General features: G+C 64.0%; 12 protein-coding genes. 2 read left to right on the top strand and 10 right to left on the bottom strand.

Going from position 1 to position 18,801, the window contains the following annotated elements:
• Positions 1–215: 215 nt before the first annotated feature.
• The 9 genes from OXT71_16755 to OXT71_16715 all read right to left on the bottom strand — a co-directional run bounded on the left by OXT71_16755 (position 216) and on the right by OXT71_16715 (position 12,899).
• Positions 216–671 carry a PIN domain-containing protein gene (locus tag OXT71_16755; GenBank protein ID MDE2928046.1) on the bottom strand — a complete coding sequence of 152 codons (456 nt, stop codon included), beginning with the start codon at positions 669–671 and terminating at the stop codon, positions 216–218.
• Entirely contained in the window at positions 649–891 is a 243-nt protein-coding gene (locus tag OXT71_16750; GenBank protein MDE2928045.1) for a hypothetical protein, read from the bottom strand. The genes OXT71_16755 and OXT71_16750 overlap by 23 nt, the downstream gene beginning before the upstream one ends.
• Before the next feature lie 187 nt (positions 892–1,078).
• Positions 1,079–4,144, bottom strand: coding sequence for a dehydrogenase (locus tag OXT71_16745; protein MDE2928044.1), 3,066 nt, complete (start codon positions 4,142–4,144; stop codon positions 1,079–1,081).
• Positions 4,141–5,121 carry an NAD-dependent epimerase/dehydratase family protein gene (locus OXT71_16740; protein MDE2928043.1) on the bottom strand — a complete coding sequence of 327 codons (981 nt, stop codon included), beginning with the start codon at positions 5,119–5,121 and terminating at the stop codon, positions 4,141–4,143. The genes OXT71_16745 and OXT71_16740 overlap by 4 nt, the downstream gene beginning before the upstream one ends.
• A gap of 35 nt (positions 5,122–5,156) precedes the next feature.
• Positions 5,157–5,723, bottom strand: coding sequence for a hypothetical protein (locus OXT71_16735; GenBank protein MDE2928042.1), 567 nt, complete (start codon positions 5,721–5,723; stop codon positions 5,157–5,159).
• Positions 5,724–6,031: 308 nt separating this feature from the next.
• Entirely contained in the window at positions 6,032–7,210 is a 1,179-nt protein-coding gene (locus tag OXT71_16730; GenBank protein ID MDE2928041.1) for an aminotransferase class I/II-fold pyridoxal phosphate-dependent enzyme, read from the bottom strand.
• A 7-nt stretch (positions 7,211–7,217) separates the two neighbouring features.
• A complete protein-coding gene (locus OXT71_16725; GenBank protein MDE2928040.1) occupies positions 7,218–9,314 on the bottom strand; it encodes a CocE/NonD family hydrolase in 2,097 nt (698 codons plus the stop codon).
• Positions 9,315–9,340: 26 nt separating this feature from the next.
• Entirely contained in the window at positions 9,341–10,663 is a 1,323-nt protein-coding gene (locus OXT71_16720; protein MDE2928039.1) for a Gfo/Idh/MocA family oxidoreductase, read from the bottom strand.
• 157 nt (positions 10,664–10,820) lie between these two features.
• Positions 10,821–12,899 carry a CocE/NonD family hydrolase gene (locus tag OXT71_16715; GenBank protein MDE2928038.1) on the bottom strand — a complete coding sequence of 693 codons (2,079 nt, stop codon included), beginning with the start codon at positions 12,897–12,899 and terminating at the stop codon, positions 10,821–10,823.
• Positions 12,900–13,333: 434 nt separating this feature from the next.
• Between OXT71_16715 and OXT71_16710 the strand changes: the two genes are divergently transcribed.
• Both OXT71_16710 and OXT71_16705 read left to right on the top strand, forming a co-directional pair.
• The gene (locus tag OXT71_16710) at positions 13,334–15,184 is read left to right on the top strand and encodes a DUF3604 domain-containing protein (protein ID MDE2928037.1); all 1,851 of its coding nucleotides are present in this window, start codon (positions 13,334–13,336) and stop codon (positions 15,182–15,184) included.
• Positions 15,185–15,248: 64 nt separating this feature from the next.
• On the top strand, positions 15,249–17,156 hold the full coding sequence (locus tag OXT71_16705; GenBank protein MDE2928036.1) for a CocE/NonD family hydrolase: 1,908 nt from the start codon (positions 15,249–15,251) through the stop codon (positions 17,154–17,156).
• A 124-nt stretch (positions 17,157–17,280) separates the two neighbouring features.
• Here OXT71_16705 and OXT71_16700 read toward each other — a convergent pair whose 3' ends face one another.
• Positions 17,281–18,798 (bottom strand): APC family permease, encoded by a 1,518-nt coding sequence (locus tag OXT71_16700; GenBank protein MDE2928035.1) that lies wholly within the window; start codon positions 18,796–18,798, stop codon positions 17,281–17,283.
• Positions 18,799–18,801: the final 3 nt, after the last annotated feature.

Below are 18,801 nucleotides of genomic sequence, written 5' to 3'. Positions count from 1 at the left end.
GGAGGAAATGTACGCCAGAGACTAACGGCTGGGGGGTCTTCGGTCAATCGGAGGAACGGCGTGTTTTACGCGTCGTCCTGGAGCGGCGTGTTTCACGCGCCGACGCGGGACGCGAGGACACAAATAGGTGGGACAGGAAAGTCCCCCTCCCGGCGGGTGGGAGACAAGACTGTCCCCTGCTGGCCATCGTAGCCGTGGAACGGCGCGGGAAGATCTCACTCATCCAGTATCTCTTGAGGCGAGAGTCCCGAAGACGAGAAGGGATTGATGGTTCGGACTTCACCGAAGAACTGATCGTGCTGAAGATCTTCGGTGAGCAGGACAGGACACTCGCAAACGTGTGCAGCCGCAACGATGAGGGAGTCCCACCACGAAAGGGAATAGCGCTGTTGGAGAAGCCAGGATCGGTCCATGACGGCGAAGTCGATGGCCACCGGCCGCCACACGGAAAGGTCCCGCACGATCTCTTGAGCTTCGCCCACATCGAACCCCGGCTTCAGCTTACGGGTGAGGGTCACGTATAACTCTTGCAAGACCTGGAAGCTGGTCCGAGCCGATCGACGTTGGACAAGCAACCGGATCCACTGGTCGGCACGAGACTGCTTCCCCCGGTCCGAGCTGTCGTGCCGGTAGACGAGGACGTTGGTGTCAACGAATACCGGCTCGGTCATGGAGTTCCTCGCGATTCGGCTTGCGATCGTCGATCCAGCTTAGCTTTCGAGGTTGTCTCGCCAGAAAACGCTTCATGGCGATTTCATAGTCGTCCTCATGGCGCCGCATCCCCTCCAGCAACTCCGCGAGCCACCGGGAGACGCTGCGGCCCTCCTCGGCAGCGCGGACCCGTACCCAGCGGGCCAACTCCTCCGGCATGGTCACAGTGACGTTCTTCATGACACGAAGTTAGTGTAACACGAAATTCGTGTCGAGAAGACAAGCGGCGATTGTCCAACCGGCGATCCCGGGGGAGTGAGAGGGCAGGAATGTCCCCTTCCAGGGGCTTGGGGCGTCGTCGTTCAGGCGCCGACTCAGGGGAAACGCAGGAACAGAAAGGGGGCACAGCAAAGTCCACTCCCGGCCCTCAATCTTTCGCCGGTCCGGTGAGAAAGCTCAACAGGTCGGCCATCTCCGTAACACTGATCTCCTCTTCCAGCCCCTCCGGCATGCCGGACACACTGGAGACGAACATGGCCCGGATGTTCTCCCGGGGAATCGCGGTCTCCGAACCGTCTTCCCTGCGGAGGGTCACCGAGACCGGAGTCCGGGAGGCGATCACTCCTTCCTGAAGAACCCCGTTGTTCAGTTCCACCACGTACAGTTGGTAGTTGTCCGCAATCGCCCGGCTCGGCAGCATGATGTCCGACAGCAGCTCCTGCCGCGATCGATGCCGGACAGCCCCCAGATCGGGTCCGAAGCCGGTGTCGGCGCCCTCGATCTCGTGGCATTTCTCGCAGTTCTTCTCGAAAACCGCGGCGCCCTGAGCCGGGTTCCCCGCGACACCCAGCGCAGCCCGATAGCGTTCCAGGGCGGCGAGGCGCCGTCCTTCCAGCTTGCGCATCAGGTCATGGACCCGAGCCCGGATCGACGGGTCCGTGTGCATCACCAAGCGCGACTTGTGCCTCTGGCTGACGGTCCAGAAGGGGATGTCCCCGTTTTCGATGGACGTCAGCAGGAGCTCGACGGTCTCCGGTCTGGAAAGCAGCGTCGCGGTGGCTCCCAACCGCACGTCGGTCGTCATTTCCCTCCACTTGGAAATCAGCAGTTTCCCCGCCCCGTCGCCTTCCGTCCGCGCCAACGCCCGGACCGCCGCGACCTGGACTTGCTCCGGTTCCCGGGTGTCCAGGAGTCCGGCCAACAGGTCGAACCTGGACTTCGCGTCCAGGAGCGCCAGGAGACGCACCGAATCGGCCCTCAGAGCGGGGGACAACGTCCGGTCCCCGATCCTGGAGAGGACCCGATCCGGGAGGGATTTCCCGACCCGGCTCAGCGGCTTCGGCGCCAGATCCAACAACTGCAGCGCCGCGCTGCGCAGCAACGGTGAGGACGATTCGGCCAGCTTCAACAGACGGCCGGTCGAGATGCCTGGTGTGCCATCGTCGCGCGATTCCCGGCGAAGTCCCCGGGCCAGCCCCTCCAGGCCGGCGGCGCGCCACCAGTCCGAAGCCGGCCTGCCCCTCCCGGAGACCCTTTCGAAGAGCCGCCGCAAGGCCGAAGGATCGCCCGCCGCGCCGACAAGCGTCCCGATCTGCCGAAAAAATTCGACCCTCTGTTTCGATGCCGATCCGGAGAACTCGGATACGGCCAGTTCGAGCAGCTCGAGCGGGCGGGGCGCGGAGGCGCTCAGCGCCGCGAGCTGAACCCAGGGGTCTTCCATGTCCTGCAGCAGCAACTGGCGGCGCGCCCGGCGGGCGGAAGGCGAATCCAGACATCCCAGCGCGCAGAGCAGCTGGAAGCGCACCGCGGGATGGGCGTCCCCGGTCATCGCCAACAGGTCCTGCACCAGAGCGGGCGCCTGATCCAATCTCGACTCGGCGAGACGGATCGCATTTTCCCGGACTCCGGGCTCCGCGTCTTGGAGAGCAACCTGGATGTCGGAAGTTCCCAGCGCTCCCAGACCCTCGAGCGTCCAGAGGGCGTGCAGCCGCGTGTCGGGACTGGAACTCGAACCGAACATCTCCCTTAGAGGTTCGACAGCCTCTCGACTCCGGCGGTCCACCAGCAATCGCTGCGCGTGAGTCCTCCACCAGCCGTTGGGATGGTCCAGTGACTCCACCAGTTCCCGGTCCGAAGCCGGACCCAATGCCAGCTTCGGATTCCATGGCGCCGGATTCTCCGATTCCGGAGTGATCCGGTAGATCCGCCCGTGCCGCCCGCCCTCGTAGAGGGCCTCCGGCCCCGGTCCGGGATCGTGGTACTCGTCCGACATCCATTCCGGGTGCTCGATGATTCGCCGGTAGTAGTCGACGACGTAAAGAGCTCCGTCCGGTCCCGCGTAGACGAAGACGGGACGGAACCAATGGTCCGTGGAGGCCAGGAACTCCGCCTCGTCCCGAATCCGGCTGGCCCTCAGCACGACCCCGCCCTCCTTGAGAAGGTCGCAATGGACCAGGTTGTGCGCCGGGTCGGCCACGAAGGAGGCCTGATCGTAAGGAGCGGGAAAGAGGCCGCCCGCGTAGGCAGCGATTCCACAGGCCGACGTGAAGTTCCCGATATCGGTCAGGATCCGATGCTTCGGATTCAGCGTGACCGGATAGACGCGAGGTGGATGATCGGAAACGTCCTTGGAGGTGGAGGCGGCTCCCAGCGCCGGGTTACGGCTCAGGTACGGGGCGGCCAGGACCTGCTGGCGGATATGCCGGACGCTGTTCAGAGTCAACAGCCGTCCCCAGCGGTCGAAACTCAAGCCGAACCCGCTGCTTCCGGAAACGGCCTCCAGTTGGTGCGTATCGGGCCGGAAACGGAGATTGCCGATTCGGTTCTCCAGGCGAGCGCCCTCGTCCCGGCCGGGGAACCGGATCTTGGAGCCCTCGTCGCCGAACTTTTCCTGGAAGATGACGGTCCGGATGGGGGGCTCGTGAGCCAGGTAGATCCAGTTGTCCAGGCCGTAGCGCGGGTTGCTGACCGTGTGCTGGGGGTTGGTCAGGGCAAAACCGGTCAGAACGGCAATCTTGACGTCGGCCCGGTTGTCGCCGTCGGTGTCCTCCAGATACCAGATGTCGGGAGCGTCGGTGACCAGCACGCCCTGCTTCCAGCGCAGGACCCCGGTGGGCAGCATGAGGTCGTCGGCAAAGACCGTGCTGCGGTCGGGCCATCCGTCGCCGTCGGTGTCCTCCAGCAACTTGACCTGCCCGTTCCGTCCCGTATCCAACGGGTAGCCGATCATCTCCACCACGTAGACGCGGCCCTGCTCGTCGATCTCCATGGCGACCGGATCTCGAATCAGAGGTTCCGCGGCGAAGACCTCGATCCGGAAGCCCTCTTCCAGCACGAAAGTCTCAAGCGCCTGTTGCGGGCTGAATGGCGGGCCGGACCGGGTGCATCCGGCGAACAGCAGCGTGGTTCCCAGAAGGGAATGGAGCGCACGCCGCCACGCCGGCGGAACTATTCTCCGAACGAGTTGGTCGTGGACGTTGAATTGAGTCGTCACGAGTGCAGATTCTGGTCCGCCTTCTGAAGCTTTTTCCTCATCTTGTCGAGCATGTCGTCGACCATGCCGTCCATGTCGTACCCGGGTTCCCAACCCCATTCCCGCCGCGCGGCGCTGTCGTCGAGCGAGCGGGGCCAGGAATCGGCGATGGCCTGGCGGAGCGGGTCGATCTCGTAGTCCATCTCGAATTCGGGGATTCTCTTGCGAATGGCGCCGGCCAGTTCGGCGGGCGTGAAGCTCATGGCGGCGACGTTGAAGTCGGCATGGTGCCTGAGCCGGGCGAAATCGGCGTCCGCCAGGTCGATGACGGCCTTGATGGCATCGGGCATGTACATCATGGGCAGGCGTGTGTCCGGCTTGAGGAAGCAGGTGTACCGCTTCTCCCGAATGGCCCCGAAGAAGATCAGGACGGCGTAGTCCGTGGTGCCGGCGGTCGGTTCCTGGTCCATGCAGCTGACGATTCCGGGCAGCCGCAGTCCACGGACGTCCAGGCCCACTTTCGTCGAGTAGTAGTTTCCCAGCAGCTCGCCGAACACCTTGGCGATTCCGTAGAGGGTGTTCGGCTTCTGGATGGTGTCGTTGGGGGTGGGTTCGCGGGGCGTCTCCGGACCGAACGCCGCGATGGAGCTGGGAGCGACGACCTTCTCCACTCCGCAGGCGTGGGCGGCCTCCAGAACGTTGTAGAGGCCGTTGATGTTGACCTCATGCCCACGCTGCCGCTCCTGCTCCGCCAGTGCGGAGAGGATGGTGCTCAGGTGATGGATGGCGCCGATCTCGTATTTCCGGATCGTGTCGACGACCTGGCTGTAGTCGGTGACGTCGACCACGGTGGCGGGGCCGCCTCTGATCACGGAATCGGGCAGGGCCGTCCTGTGGCCGGCCGCCACGACCATCTCGCCCCCGTAACGCGCTCTCAACGCGGGAACCAGATCCTGGCCGATCTGACCGGCCGCGCCTGTGACCAATATTCGCTTCATGGACTTGCCCCACAACGGTCGGGAAATGACACGCATCACCCTTCCAACGGTTCGGTTCCGGTCCCGGCATCACCATGTTCCAGGGAATCGGCGACTCGCTCCACGGCCTGTCGAAATGATTTCGGATCGATGGCTGGATACCGATACAGCCTGGACTCGATGGCGGCAAAAAGACGCATCAGATTCTCCGGCTCGATCCATCCGCCCCGACCCAGCGCTTCCACGTCCTTCAGATCCTGGGCATGGCGCCGCTCAATCTTCGCGAGCGCTTGAGAATAGGGATCGTAATGATAGAAGGACACCCTTCCCTCACGGGCAGCGAACAGGCTTCGTTCCCTCCACCCGGGCAGTTCGGGGATGAAGTCGGACGGTGACGCCAGCTCGATGTTTATTTTCAGATCCTCTTTCAGCCGCGGGACCGACCTGAAAACCTGATCGGTTTCGGGAAAAAACCGGATATCGACGTCGACTGTGGTCGAGCGCCAGCCCAGCAGAACCGCAGTCGCGCCGCCGGTGAAGTACAACCGGGTCTCGACCGGCGCCGCTCGACCGACCGCGCGCATGAAACGGCGGATACGGTCCAGGTCTGCTAGTTTGCGCATTCCGCCGCCCGCTCGAAGCTGACAAGCCGCCGGATCAGCGCGTTGTATTTCGAATGAGCCCCGTCAGGGTCGGATTGAGCGAGGTGCAGATACAGTTTGATTTCCGGTGAACGGATGACCCGTCTGGGAATCGGAAGCCCGATTTCGCGCAATCGGGGCGCGCCTATCGAGACCAAAAGCGCAGACACCGTCGTCTCCCCGCGCCGGAGGTCCTCGATTCCCTCGCGGACAATCTCGACTCCGGGGAATCTCTCCATATTCATGGCCTCATTTTATCAGCCGGCGACAGGCACGATTCGGCGCTTCGTTTACCGTTGCGCCGCTGCCGCGCAGATCCTTCGGGCTGCTCCCGTCACCTCCTCGTCGGTCCCGCCGAACAGCAGCCGGATATGATTTACGGACCCGAAAAGGTCGCCCGGTTCCGCCAGGACGCCCCAGTCGAAGAGGAGCGTTCGCGCGAACTCCGCTCCCGTCAGCCCCAGTCCGCTGCTGTTGACGAACAGGAAGGGAGCGCCTCTGGGAACGACATGGGAAAGGCCGGCGGCCGGCTCCAGTCCGGCCAGCATCAAGTCGCGGCTTCGCTGGTATCTCGGGGAAATCTCGTCGATCCATTCCTGGGGCCCCTCGATGGCGGCCTGGCCGGCGCGCTGAGCGACGTGCCCGCACTTGAGGACGCCCCACTCCAGGATCTTCCGCATGTACCGGATCAGGCGAGGCGACGCGGCGATGAACCCCAGCCTCCAGGGCTGCAGGGCGAAGGTCTTGGTGAAGCTGCAGATGGTGACGATCCGGTCCCGGTCTTCCGCAACCGAGGCGAAACGGACATGGCGGGCGCCGTCGTAGAGCATGTTGTCGTAACATTCGTCCGACACCACGTAGAGATCGTGCCGGGCCGCCACTTCCACGATAGCCCGCAGGTCCTCTTCGCCGGCCACGAACCCGGTGGGGTTGGCCGGAGAGCTCACCACGATGGCCTTGGTCCTGGGGGTGATCACGGCCTCCAGCGCCTCCGGCGTCCACTGCCAGTCGTCCTCCTCCCGGGTTCTTGCGTAAACCGGGACGGCCCCCGCCAACTCGACCAGGCCGAAGAAGAAAAAGCTGGGACTGAAGATGACCGCCTCGTCTCCCGGGTCCAGCAGCGTGGTGAAGACGACGTCCAGCGCGTGCATGGCGCCCGCCGTCACCAGGATCTCGGCCGCCGGGTCGAAGGAGATCCCGTCCCGGTCCTCCAAGCGTCCGGCGATGGCCCGGCGAAGTCCCGGGAAGCCGCTGGAGGGAGGCTGCCGGTTGCTCTGAGCCGCCCTCGTGGCCGCTTCGATGACGTGCCCGGGCGGGGCCCAGAAGGGGGCGCCCTTGAGAATGATGACGTCCTTGCCGTCCGCGATGAGCGCCTGCGCATGATCGGCCGCTTCGCTGGAGGGCACGCGCGGCAGTCTGGCCCGCTTGGCGATGTCCAAAGACTTCCGCGCCGGTATCGACTCTCCCATCCCCGCCTCAGTTCAGTTTCCTGGGGACCGTGACCGACCAGCTCTTCTGGAAGTGCCGCGCACCGTTGACGGTCACTTCCACATCCACCACATGATGAAAGGCCGCTTTGTCGCTGGAGGTGACCTCGTTTGCCCTGACTTCGATTTCGGAGTCCGGACGCTTGACCACGTAATCGGAAGTCGCCGCCAGAACGGCATTGGCGGGTTCCGCTTCCGACACGGTGAATCTGGAGCGGGTCACCGTGCGTTCCGATCCCTCTCCCCGGGCGCCTTTCGTCTCGCGGCCAAGCCGTACGGTCACCGCGTTTCCCGTGAGATCGTGGGTGATCGAATATTCCAGGGGCCTCCTCAGCAGCTTGGGGTCGGCCGTGGGGAGTTCCACAAGGTCCGGTTTCGGGAGTTTCGGACTCTGCTCCGGAATCACCGGCAGCAGGATATGCGACGGATAACGGCGGCTGCGGTGCAGCGTGTTCACCGCCGCCTGCCCCGTAGGCCAGGCGTTTTGAATGTCGGAGCCGGCGATGGCCACGCGAATCCGGTGCCCGGCGGCGAAGACGTAGGACATCTCCTTCACGTCCACTCCCAGCTCGTAGACCTCGCCGGGCGCCATCGCTTCCGGCTCGAAATGCGAGTTCCGGTGAGTTCCGTTGAGACCGCCGTAGCGCACCAGCTTGGAGGTTCCGTCCGGCGCCACGTCGATGAGCTTGACTCGGAAATAAGCCACTTCCGCCGTGGAGGAGACATGCAACGTGGCCCGTGGGGCGCCCGACACCTCCATGTCCTCTTCCAGGGGAGGCGTGGTGTAGGTCAGGGAGTAGGCCTCGTCGGGGCGCTGATCGATGGGCATGGCCCAGGGCAGAATGCCCCCGCCCCAATGCATGCCCGAGGTGACGCCGACGGTGGGCTTGTAGCCGTAACTGTCCGCGGCTTCCCCGGACGCGGGGGACGGCTCCCGGCTCAGCTTGCCGTCCTCGCGGAAGTAAAGCCTGGTGGGCATGGCCCGGGCGATGGGCCACTCCGCCTCGGAACGCCAGAATCCCGGCTCTTCCAGCGGCATCCGGGATGCCGGAGGCGCGTATTTCCGGACATACACGGTGACCGGCGGCTCGTCCACCACGCCGTTGTCAATGCCCTTGAGCCAGTAGTCGAACCATTCCAGATAGATGGGGCGGGTGTCGACGCGGGGCCCCGGGACGGCGTGCTTCTCCACTCCGTACCAGTGTCCCCAGGGACCGACCAAGGCCTTCTTGAAGGGGACGTCCAGCCGGTCGAAGGCGCGCAGCAGAGCGGTGGGGTAGACGTCGGACCAGCCCGCCACCACGAAGACCGGACACTTGACCCGGCTGTAGCCGGCGGACAGGGAGCGGTCCTGCCAATAGGGTCCCTCGGTCGGGTGCGAGATGTAGCCGATCCCCCAGGGGCGATTGTTCTCCAGCCGATGCTGCCAGATCTCGCTCCATCTCACGCCGGCGATCTCGGGATCGGGAGGGGCGAAATTGAAGGCGGTCATGAGAGGAGAGTAGCTGTCGAACATGTAGGGGCGAAGGACGCCCCCGGGATAGGTCCACTCGGTGTAGACGCTGTCGTTGGCCGAGCGGACGATGATGGTCTTGAGGTGGGGAGGGTTCTGGACGGCCACCTGCCATTGGACCACCCCGCTGTAGGATTTCCCCAGCATGCCCACGTTGCCGTTGCACCAGGGCTGGGCGGCGATCCACTCCACCATTTCGTAGGCGTCGCGCCGCTCGGCGGCGGCGTAAATGTCCCGGCTCCATCCGCCGGAGTTGCCCGTGCCGCGCACGTCGTACTGCACCACCACGTAGCCCCGCTCCGCCAGATAGGGAACGGCGGGCGGATATTCGTCCCGGTAGTCCGGCAGGGCAGGTTTCACCCGCCGGTAGGGGTTGTATTCCATGATGGCGGGATATTTCCCCTCGGCGTCAGGCCGGGTGATCCTCAACGCCAGCTCCACGCCGTCCCGCATGGGGACATACCGGTGGGTCACCTTGACCTTTCCCTCGTACACGGGCTGGGAAAGGCTTGCCGCGGATTGGCCGAAAACGTTGGCGGAAAGTCCGATCGTCAGGAGAATGAAACAAATCATCGTCTTCTGCCGGATCAACGCTGTCGTCAGCCGTTGCTCCAATCGTAACGGCGGCGGTTCTTCCACTGGCCTTCCGTATAGTCAGGCACCTCCTGGGTGGCCCCGTTCTCACGGACGGATTTCGCAGAGAGGGGGATGAGGGAACTCCAGGTAACGGCGTCGTAGACGTCGATCCCCGGAGTCCTGTCTTCCGTCAGGCACTTGTAGAAATGCTCGACGACGAAATAGTCGCCGCCGCCATGCCCGGTCCGCAATGCCGCCTCCCCGTGCCGAGTCCAGAAGGGGTGATCGTAACGCTCGTAGTAGTCCGGGACGGGGTCCCAGTCCTTCGACTTCCCGTCAACGAACATCCCCGCTTCGTCGTCATACGAGGCCTTGGTGCCCTGAAGCGTGTAGTAGTCGATGTGGTGCGGCCGCGGGGAACAGATGTCGAAGCGGAGGAAGATCACGGCTCCGCTCTCGGTCCGAATCAGGCTCACGGTGTTGTCCCCGTTCCAGGTGGCCGTAGCTCCCGGACTGTCCGGACCGAATCGCCGGATGGCGTATTCGCGAAAGCTGTAGGCCGGCGTCATCATGCTCACGCATTGCCGGAGTTGATCGCCCCGCGGGATTCCGAACCACATGGAGGTGGGGCCGAGGGCATGGGTGGGATAGGTGTTGGCGATCAGGTCCGTCCGGCTGTTGAGCGATCCGCGCCAGTTCAGCGATCCGTCCTCATCGAACTGCAGGTTCCGGGCTTCGTGGATATAGCCGCACTCGGCGAAGGTGAGGGTTCCGAAGACCCCCTTCTCGACCGCGTTCAGGATCATCATGTTGCTGCGGGTGAAGCACAGGTTCTCCGCCATGAAATACTTGGCGTCGGTCTCCTGAGCCGCCCGCACCAGGTCCCAGCCTTCCTGAATGGTGTTGCAGGCGGGCACCTCGCTGAAGACGTGCTTGTGCGCCCGCAAGCTGTCGATGGCCATGGGTCCGTGCCACCAGGTGGGCGTAGTGATGAAGACGGCGTCGACGTCGTCGCGCTCGAGCAAGCGCCGGTAGTCGTTGGGACCGTCGGTGTAGGTGTCGGGCTCGTACCCGAGCTTTTCCCGCACCATCTCGACTCCCCGTTGAGCCGCCTCCTCCCGGAAGTCGCACAGCGCCGGAACGTCGACGTTGAACCGGTCGAGGGACGCCTTGAGGAAGAGCGTGCCCCGGCTCCCAACGCCGATGATGGCGATCTTGAACTTCTTGGAGCCGTGCTTGCCGGAGACGGCCGGCGGCGCTGCCCCGAGGGCGGCCGGAGCCACGGAGGCCACCAATGCGGTGCCGCTCCCGGTTTGGACAAATTCCCGGCGGTTCAGTTTCTTCATCGCGAATGACCTTCCTGTTGTCGGGGGGAAGACCCGGAGGGGGGATGTGGAGGTGGGACTTTCCGGTCCCCCCGATGCCATGCGCCGGGGCTCGAGAACCCCCGCCCCCATCCCGGCCGGCTCCAGATCACCAATCTCCCAATCCTCACCGGCAACATTAGTTCAACTGGCGGGGAACCGTGATCGACCAGCTCTTGTTGAAGTGGCGGGCTCCATTGACGGTGACCTCCACGTCCGCCACGTAGCGAAACGAGGTCTCGTTGCTGGTCGTCAGCTCGTTGGATTCCACCCGAATCTTCGATTCCGGCCGATCCACGGTATAGACCGCCCTGGCGTTGACCGTGGCCCGGGCCGGATTCTCCGACGAGACCGTGAAGCGGGAATCGATAAGGAAAGTGCCTCTCACCACGTGGAGCCGGAGCGTCGTGGTCTTGTTCACCAGATCGCGGGTAATGGAGTACTCCTTGGGCTGGGACAGGTCGTCCGGATCGGCATTGGCAAGGCGCTTCAGTCCGGGCGCGGGCAACTCCGGGTTCTGCGCAGGCACCACCGGAATCACCAGGTGGGACGGACGACCGCTGTCCCGGTGCAGTGTGATCACCGCCGGCTTGGGCGTGGGCCAGGCATTCGGCATGTCGCCGCCGGCGACGGCGACCCGGATCCGGTGCCCCTTCGCGAACACGTAGGACATGGCCTTCAGATCGAACCTCAGTTCGTGGACGGCGCCCGTCTCCAGCGGTTCCGGACGGGAGTGCGAGTTCCGATGAGTGGCGTTGAGTCCCCCGTAGCGGACCAGTTTGGACGTTTTGTCCGGGGCCACGTCGATGAGCTTGACCCGGAAATAAGCCACCTCGGCAGTCGATGAGACGTGGAGCACCGCGGTGGGATTTCCGGTGACCTCCAGGTCCTCCTCCAACGGCTCGGACGTGTAGACGAGGGAATGGGCCTCGTCCAAGCGTTGGTCCACGGGCATCCCCCAGGGATTGATGCTCCCTCCGGCATGGATGCCCGAGGTGATGCCGACGGCCGGGTCGTATTCGTAACGGTCGGATCCGGACTCCGTTCCCGACGGCCGTTCCCGGCCGAGCCGGCCGCCGTCGTGAAAGTACATGGGCGTGTATTGGGTTCTGGGAACCGGCCAATCCATCTCCGACTGCCAGAAGCCCGGCTCCTCCAGGTACATCCTCGCCGAGGGTTCTTTGTACTGCCGCTTGAAGAGGGTCACCGGGGGTTCGTCCATCACTCCGTTGTCGATTCCCTTGAGCCAGTAGTCGAACCACTTCAGGTATTCCAGGCGCCCGTCGATCCGGGGTCCGGGAACGGTGTTGTGGACTTCCGGCCACCAGTGTCCCCAGGGGCCGACGAGGGCCCGCTTGGGCACCTTCAGCTTGGAGAAGGCGCGAAGCAGGGCGGTCGGGTACCAGTCGGCCCAGCCGCCGATCACGAACACGGCGCACTTGACCCGGTCGTAGCCGGGCGCCAGGGACTGGCCGCGCCAGTAGGGACCATCCAGCATGTGCTTGACGTAGCCGTAGCCCCAGGGCCGGTTGTTCTGGAGATGCTCCTCCCAGATCGCGCTCCACTTCTCCCCGGTCAGTTCCGGGTCCGGGGGAGCAAAGTTCATGGCGGTCATCTGGGGCGCATACCGCCACATGACGAAGGGCCGGAGCACTCCGCCGGGATAGATGAACTCGGTGTAGTTGTCGTCGTTTCCGGAGCGGACGATGATGGCCTTCAGGTGCGGGGGCGCCTGCTTGGCCACCTGCCACTGCACCACTCCCCCATAGGAAATCCCCATCATCCCGACCTTACGGTTGCACCAGGGTCGGGCGGCGATCCACTCCACCATTTCGTAGCCGTCCCGTTGCTCGTCCTGGTTGTACATGTCCCGGGTGGAACCGCCGGAGTTGCCGGTCCCGCGGGTATCGTACTGAACGATGGCGTAGCCCTGCCCGGCCAGGTAGAGCATGGGCTGAAACGGCCACGGCTCGTCGTCGTACTCCAGGGCGCCCTGCTTCAGGAAACGGTAGGGGTAATAGATCATGACGGCCGGAAACCGGCCCTCGGCATCGGGGCGAATGATGCGGACCGCCAGCTCCACGCCGTCCCGCATGGCGACGCGCTCGTAGCTCACCTTGAGCTTGTCGCCGTATGGGGTGCCGGCCATGGGGTCGCCGGAGGGTTCGGCGGAAAGGCTCACCGCAGCGAGGGTCGCGAACAGGAGAAGAAAGAACATTTCGGTGCCCCTCCGTTAACGGCTGGTTTGCGGGGTTTCGACCAGAGGGAAAAGGATTTCGCGAGTCTATGCCCTGCCCCGACGCCGGTCAACCCGGGGAGCGGCGGCTCTCCAGCCGCCGCAACAGGAGACGGGGCTGTTAATCCCCGCGTCCGGGGTCCGGAGGGGACCGACAGTCCCTCCTCCAGTTCGCGTTGCCGGGGCATCCTTGCTAGCATTCCCTCAAACGACAAGTCCACATATCTCGCCGGGACGCTGATCGAACGATGGAAAGATTTCAATCATCGGTCCATCGCCGATGTATCTTCGCAGCCGGACTTCTCCTGCCGGCATGCCTGCTTCTGATTTTTTTCGCAGGATGTCGGCCCCACCCGCCGACGACCCTTTCCGCCGAAGTGAGTCCGGATCGTTTTCGGGTAGACGACGAAGGCCGTTTGCTTTTTCGCATCCGGGTCAAGGAGGGCAAGCTGTCGTCCGGTTCCCGCATCAGCCTGGCTCTGCCGGGGAGTTGGACATGGCACACCATCCGCCCCACCCGGAGAGAGGACGGCAAACTGGGGCCGACCCTGCGGGTTCCAAGCCAGGAGTTGATGGAATACTTCGCTCTGCTGCCTACGGGGAGAGCGGATCGGTGGCGGCTGGAAGTCCTTGAGGAGCACCACGACGGGACCTATCACCGCTTCGACCGCCGGTTGGTGCTGACGTGCCTTGCGGGCGAACTTGGGGCCGGCCAGGAGATCACGCTCCAGTACGGCAGCGCCGCCCGTCCGATACGGACCTCGCGCCTGGCCGAGACCGTCCCGATCCCGGTCCGGTTCGACCTCGGCGACGGCCAATGGCGCGAGCTCCACGATCCCCCTCGGTTGACGACGTTCGCCGGCGCCTTCCATACCATTCTCGTCACGGCGGACTCGGTGGGGACCGTGGGCCAACCGGTCGACGTCCATGTCACGGCGCGGGACCGGCTCGGCAATTCAGCCGAGTTGCCGAGTGGTCTTGAACTCCGTTCCTCCGACCCCGGAATGCAGCCCTTGAGCCTCAACACGGAGGGCGCCGTCTGGAAGGGACAGGCTCGCTTCACGACTCCCGGGTTCCAGGCGCTGGAGGTGGGCAACGGCGCCGTCGGGCTCCATCGGTCCAATCCGATTCGGGTGACCGAAGAAGACGCGCCCCTGAAACTCTACTGGGGCGATCTGCATTCCCACTCCACAATGAGCAAGGACGCCCTGGGAGTCGACCCGTTCACCTTCGCCCGGGATCAGGCGAACCTGGACTTCTTCGCCTCTTCGGAGCACTCCTCGGGAGACCGGCGGGACGAGGGAATCACCGACTCGGAATGGCGGGCGATCCAGGCGAGCGTCCGGTCCTTCTACGATCCGGGACGTTTCGTGACGCTGCTGGGCTACGAGTGTTCCCTGCCCGCTCCGTTCGGTCATCACAACGTCTATTTCGCGGATGACGAGGCTCCCCTCTATCGGAAGCTGGAGGTGAATACACTGGAGGAGTTGTGGCGCCGGCTTTCCTCGCACCGCGCGTTCACGGTTCCTCATCATACCGGCGTCCACTGGGCCGCCGCGGTCTGGGACCGGGACCACTCCCTGCGTCCCCTCTTCGAGATCTTCTCGGTTCATGGACAGAGCGAACTCTTCGAACCGGAACATCCGCTGAGCTACGATCAACTGGTCGGCATGGCGCCGTACGGGACCTATCCCATCGGCAGCGAGCTGGTTCCCGAAGAGCATCGGGGCATGGTCCCCATCTCCAACAGCGCCCAAGGCCCTCACTATGCCCGGGACGCCTGGGCCGCCGGTTTGAAACTGGGGACGATCGCGGCTTCCGACGATCACACCGCTCGTCCGGGTCAGCCCTATTGGGGACTCGCGGCCGTCTGGGCGGAGCGGCTGGACCGCGAAACCATCTTCCAGGCGCTCGCGAAGCGGCAGACCTACGCCACGACCGGCCAGCGGATCTACCTGGACTTTCGAATCAACGGCGGGATGCCCGGAACGATGGTCACGACCGGCGGACCGCCCCGGATTGACCTCGAGGTCCACGGCACGGATGACATCGCCTGGGTCGAGCTGGCCGCCTTCGACCGCCGCCGGGAAGCGTATTCCCTGGTGAAGAGATGGACACCCCGCGGCTCCCGCCTGCGGGAATCCTTGACCGACGAGGGATATTCGGACCGGGCGTTCTATTACGTCCGGGTGCGGCAGCGCGGGCTGGTGGAGCACCGGGCCGTCATGGCCTGGTCCAGTCCCATCTGGATCGAGAGTGGCCCCTGAGCCGGCGAAGAAAACCGAATGGAATTGTTATGGAAGGACTTGCGGACCCGGAGGAGACCTCAACATGAAAGAGCCAACGATTGTGTTTTCGATGATCGCGCTCTGTGTCGTCAGTTCGGCATTTTCGCAGGGCGCCAAGACCGGAAAGACCTGGGACGTGGCCGTATTGAAAAACGTCATGATCCCCATGCGGGACGGCGTGAAGCTGGCCACCGACATCTACCTGCCGGCCGAAAACGGGCAACCCGCCGACGAGAAGTTCCCGGTGGTCATGCAGAGGACTCCCTACGACAAGGAAGGAAATTTCTTCAAGGAGGCGGCCGAGTTCTATGCCCGCAACGGCTATGTCTCGGTGATCCAGGACTGCCGCGGCCGTTTCCAGTCCGAGGGGGTGTTCTTTCCCTTCGTCGACGACCCCGAGGACGGCTACGACACGGTGGAATGGATGGCGAAGCATCCGTCCAGCAACGGCAAGGTCGGCACCTACGGAGTCTCCTACATGGCCTGGGTCCAATTCCATCTGGCCGCTCTGAATCCACCCAGCCTGGTGACCATGATCCCCATGGAGGGTCCCATCAACGCCTACCACTACAGCATGCGCTCAGGCGGCGCCCTGCACCTGGGGCTCCTGCAGTGGATCGTGGCGGTGGCCGCCAGCAGCCAGGAAGCGAAGGACAAGCCCTTCATCGCCGAACCCATCATGACCATGAGGACCGGGCAGAACTTCCTGGACTGGGCCTCCCGCATCCCCTGGCGGCGGGGACAGACTCCCCTCGGCCTGACACCGCAGTATGAGGACGCGGCGTTCAAGCTCTATTTCGACAACAACGAATACACCGACTTCTGGCGCCAGCCGGGCCTGGGAATGGACGAGTACTTCGAGGACTACCCCAAGATGCCCATCCTGTGGGTGGTCGGCTGGTACGACTGGTACCCGAGAACCATCAGCGACGGCTACCAGAAGATGGTCCAACTGGGACGCGAGAACCAGTACCTGCTGATCGGACCCTGGACCCACAACAACTTCGACACCTCCCAGGGAGACCTCAATTTCGGCAACCGGGGGGACGGCATCGACACCTACGACAAGTTCCGACAGTTGGAGCTGAAATGGTTCGACCGCTGGATGAAGGACGACGAGAGCGTCGACCTGGGGAAGCCGATCCAGGTGTTCGTCATGGGCGGCGGAGATGGCCGAAAGGCTCCGGACGGCCGGCTGAATCACGGCGGCGAATGGCACTACACGGACCAGTGGCCTCCGGGGGGAGTCCGGCCCACGAAGTTCTTTCTGCACGCGAACGGCAGCCTGTCGGATGAGAAGCCGGCTGCCTCAGGCTCATCCACCACCTACACTTACGATCCCAACGATACGGTCTCCAGCAACGGCCGCTGCATCATCTCCTACGGTCCGGCGCTCAAGCTGGGCTTTCGGGGCATGGGCCCCCGCGACCAGATCGAGCTGGAGAGCCTGCCGGGACACGGCATTCCGGGTTTGCCCATCTCCTCGCGCCCGGACGTTCTCGTCTACCAGACCGCGCCCCTGGCCGGGGACGTTCGGATCGCGGGCAACGTCAAGGCGGTGCTCTGGGTCTCCTCCGATGCCCCCGACACCGACTTCTACGTCAAGCTGGTCGACCTCTATCCGCCCAGTGCGGACTACCCGGCCGGATATGGCGTGCCCGTGTCGGAGGGGATCTTGCGCGCGCGGTACCGGGAGAGTTTCGAAAAATCGGTCCTCATGGAGGAGGGGAAGAACTACCGGCTCGAATTTCCGCTGCAGCCGGCGGCCAACGTCTTCAAGGCGAACCACCGGATTCAGATCCACGTCGCCAGCAGCAACTTTCCCAACTTCGACATCAATCGGAATACCGGCGATCCGCACGACCGGGGATGGCGCATTGCCAACAATACGGTCTATCACCAGTCGGAAAACGCGTCCTTCATCGAATTGCCGCTCTACCCGGTGAAGTGAGGAGGGGGGACTGTTAGTCCCCCACTGGGGAGGGTGACTTTCTTGTCGCCCACTCCGAGCTTTCCCGCTTGGTCTCGGGGTTTTGTTATTCCGGAGATCGGCGACAGGAAAGTCGCCGCTTCACTTAATCTTTGCCCAGGATCAGTCTTCGGCGGTCCTTGTCGCTGACGCCAGTCCGAACCTTGCCGGCGATGAGCCAGAAGAACAGGCCCAGCAGCAAGCCGCCGATGAAGAGGCTCCACTCCAGGGGAAAACCGTCGGAGTTTGCGAACGGCTCGTAGACCGCAACAGCCAAGAAGAACAGGGTGCCGGCGACCCCCAGGCCGGCGGTGCAGACGCCGCCCGGCACGCGGAAGGGACGAGGGGCATTCGGCCGTTTCACCCGCAGGATCAGGACCCCGAGGCAGACAAAAAAGAAGACCGTGGCCAGGCACATGACAGCCATGCCGACGATGGGAGCGAGGCCACCGCGGCCCAGGAAACTGCCCAACGCGCCGATCAGGCCGACCAGGAGGACCGCTCGTCCGGGAGATCCGAAAAGGGGGTGGACCGCGGCGAATCCGGCCGGGATCATGCGGGCCCGGCCCAATGCGAAGACCAGGCGCGACGCCGCAATGAAGATGGGATTGAGCGTCGTGATGAGGCCCAGCAGCCCCGTGAACACGATGATTCTTCCGAACAGCGGCGAATCGAAACTGGATTCGTAGGTGGCGGCGGTGGTCAGACCCTCCAATCGGACCGCCTCCTGCCACGGTGCGGCCATGGACACCGAGAGAATCAGCAGGCAGTAGAAGGTCCCGCCCGCGGCGATGGAGGCCGCCATCATCAGTGCGGCCCTCCGCATGGGGGTTCCCGGCGATTTCTCCTCCATGACCTGGGGAATGGTGTCGAAACCCGCCATGAAGAACGGAGCCGTCATCAAGGCCGCCAATATTCCGGGCCAGACCGAACCCACCTGGTCGCGGTGGAATAACGGTTCCAGGTTTCCCGTTTCCCCGAAGGCGATCCCGGCAACGATGAAGACGGCACATGCCGCAATAAATACGGCCGTGAGCAATTCCTGAAAGCGGGCCGCCAGCTTCATTCCGCGATAGATCACCCACGTCATCAGAACCATTCCGACAAGGGCGATGAGAAGGCTTCCCAGGCGCACCGGATGGCCGCCCACGGAATACAGCTCCGGCCCCGAGATGCCTGGGAAGAGGGCGTCCGCGATCAAGGCCAGCAAGATCGCTTCCCAACTGGTCACCGCAATATACTCGAAGGCCAGCAGCCATCCGCACAGGAAGGAGAAGCGGAGACCGTAGACTTCGTAGGTGTACGCAACCTCTCCGCCGGAGACGGGGAACATTCCCGCCATTTCCGCATAGCAGAGAGCGATCACGAGCATGATCACCCCGCCCCCCGTGAAACCGGCGATGGCCCCGAGAGGGCCGGAGGTGGAGAGCCAGACGCCGGGGTAGACGAGCCACCCCACTCCGACCACCGTGCCGTAGGCCAGCATGAAAAACTGGCGGGCACTGACCGCTCTCTTCAATTGGAAGCGTGGAATCGGTTTGGTCATGTGCTTGGAGCGAGGGTTGTCAACCGCCGATTCCTGATTGGAGCGGCGGTTTCGAACCGCCGATTCTTGCGGTGACATTAC

This window comes from Acidobacteriota bacterium, assembly GCA_028874215.1.
In the GTDB taxonomy this organism is placed as follows: Bacteria; Acidobacteriota; UBA6911; order RPQK01; family JAJDTT01; genus JAJDTT01.
This window is presented reverse-complemented; position numbering and strand designations above follow the sequence as displayed.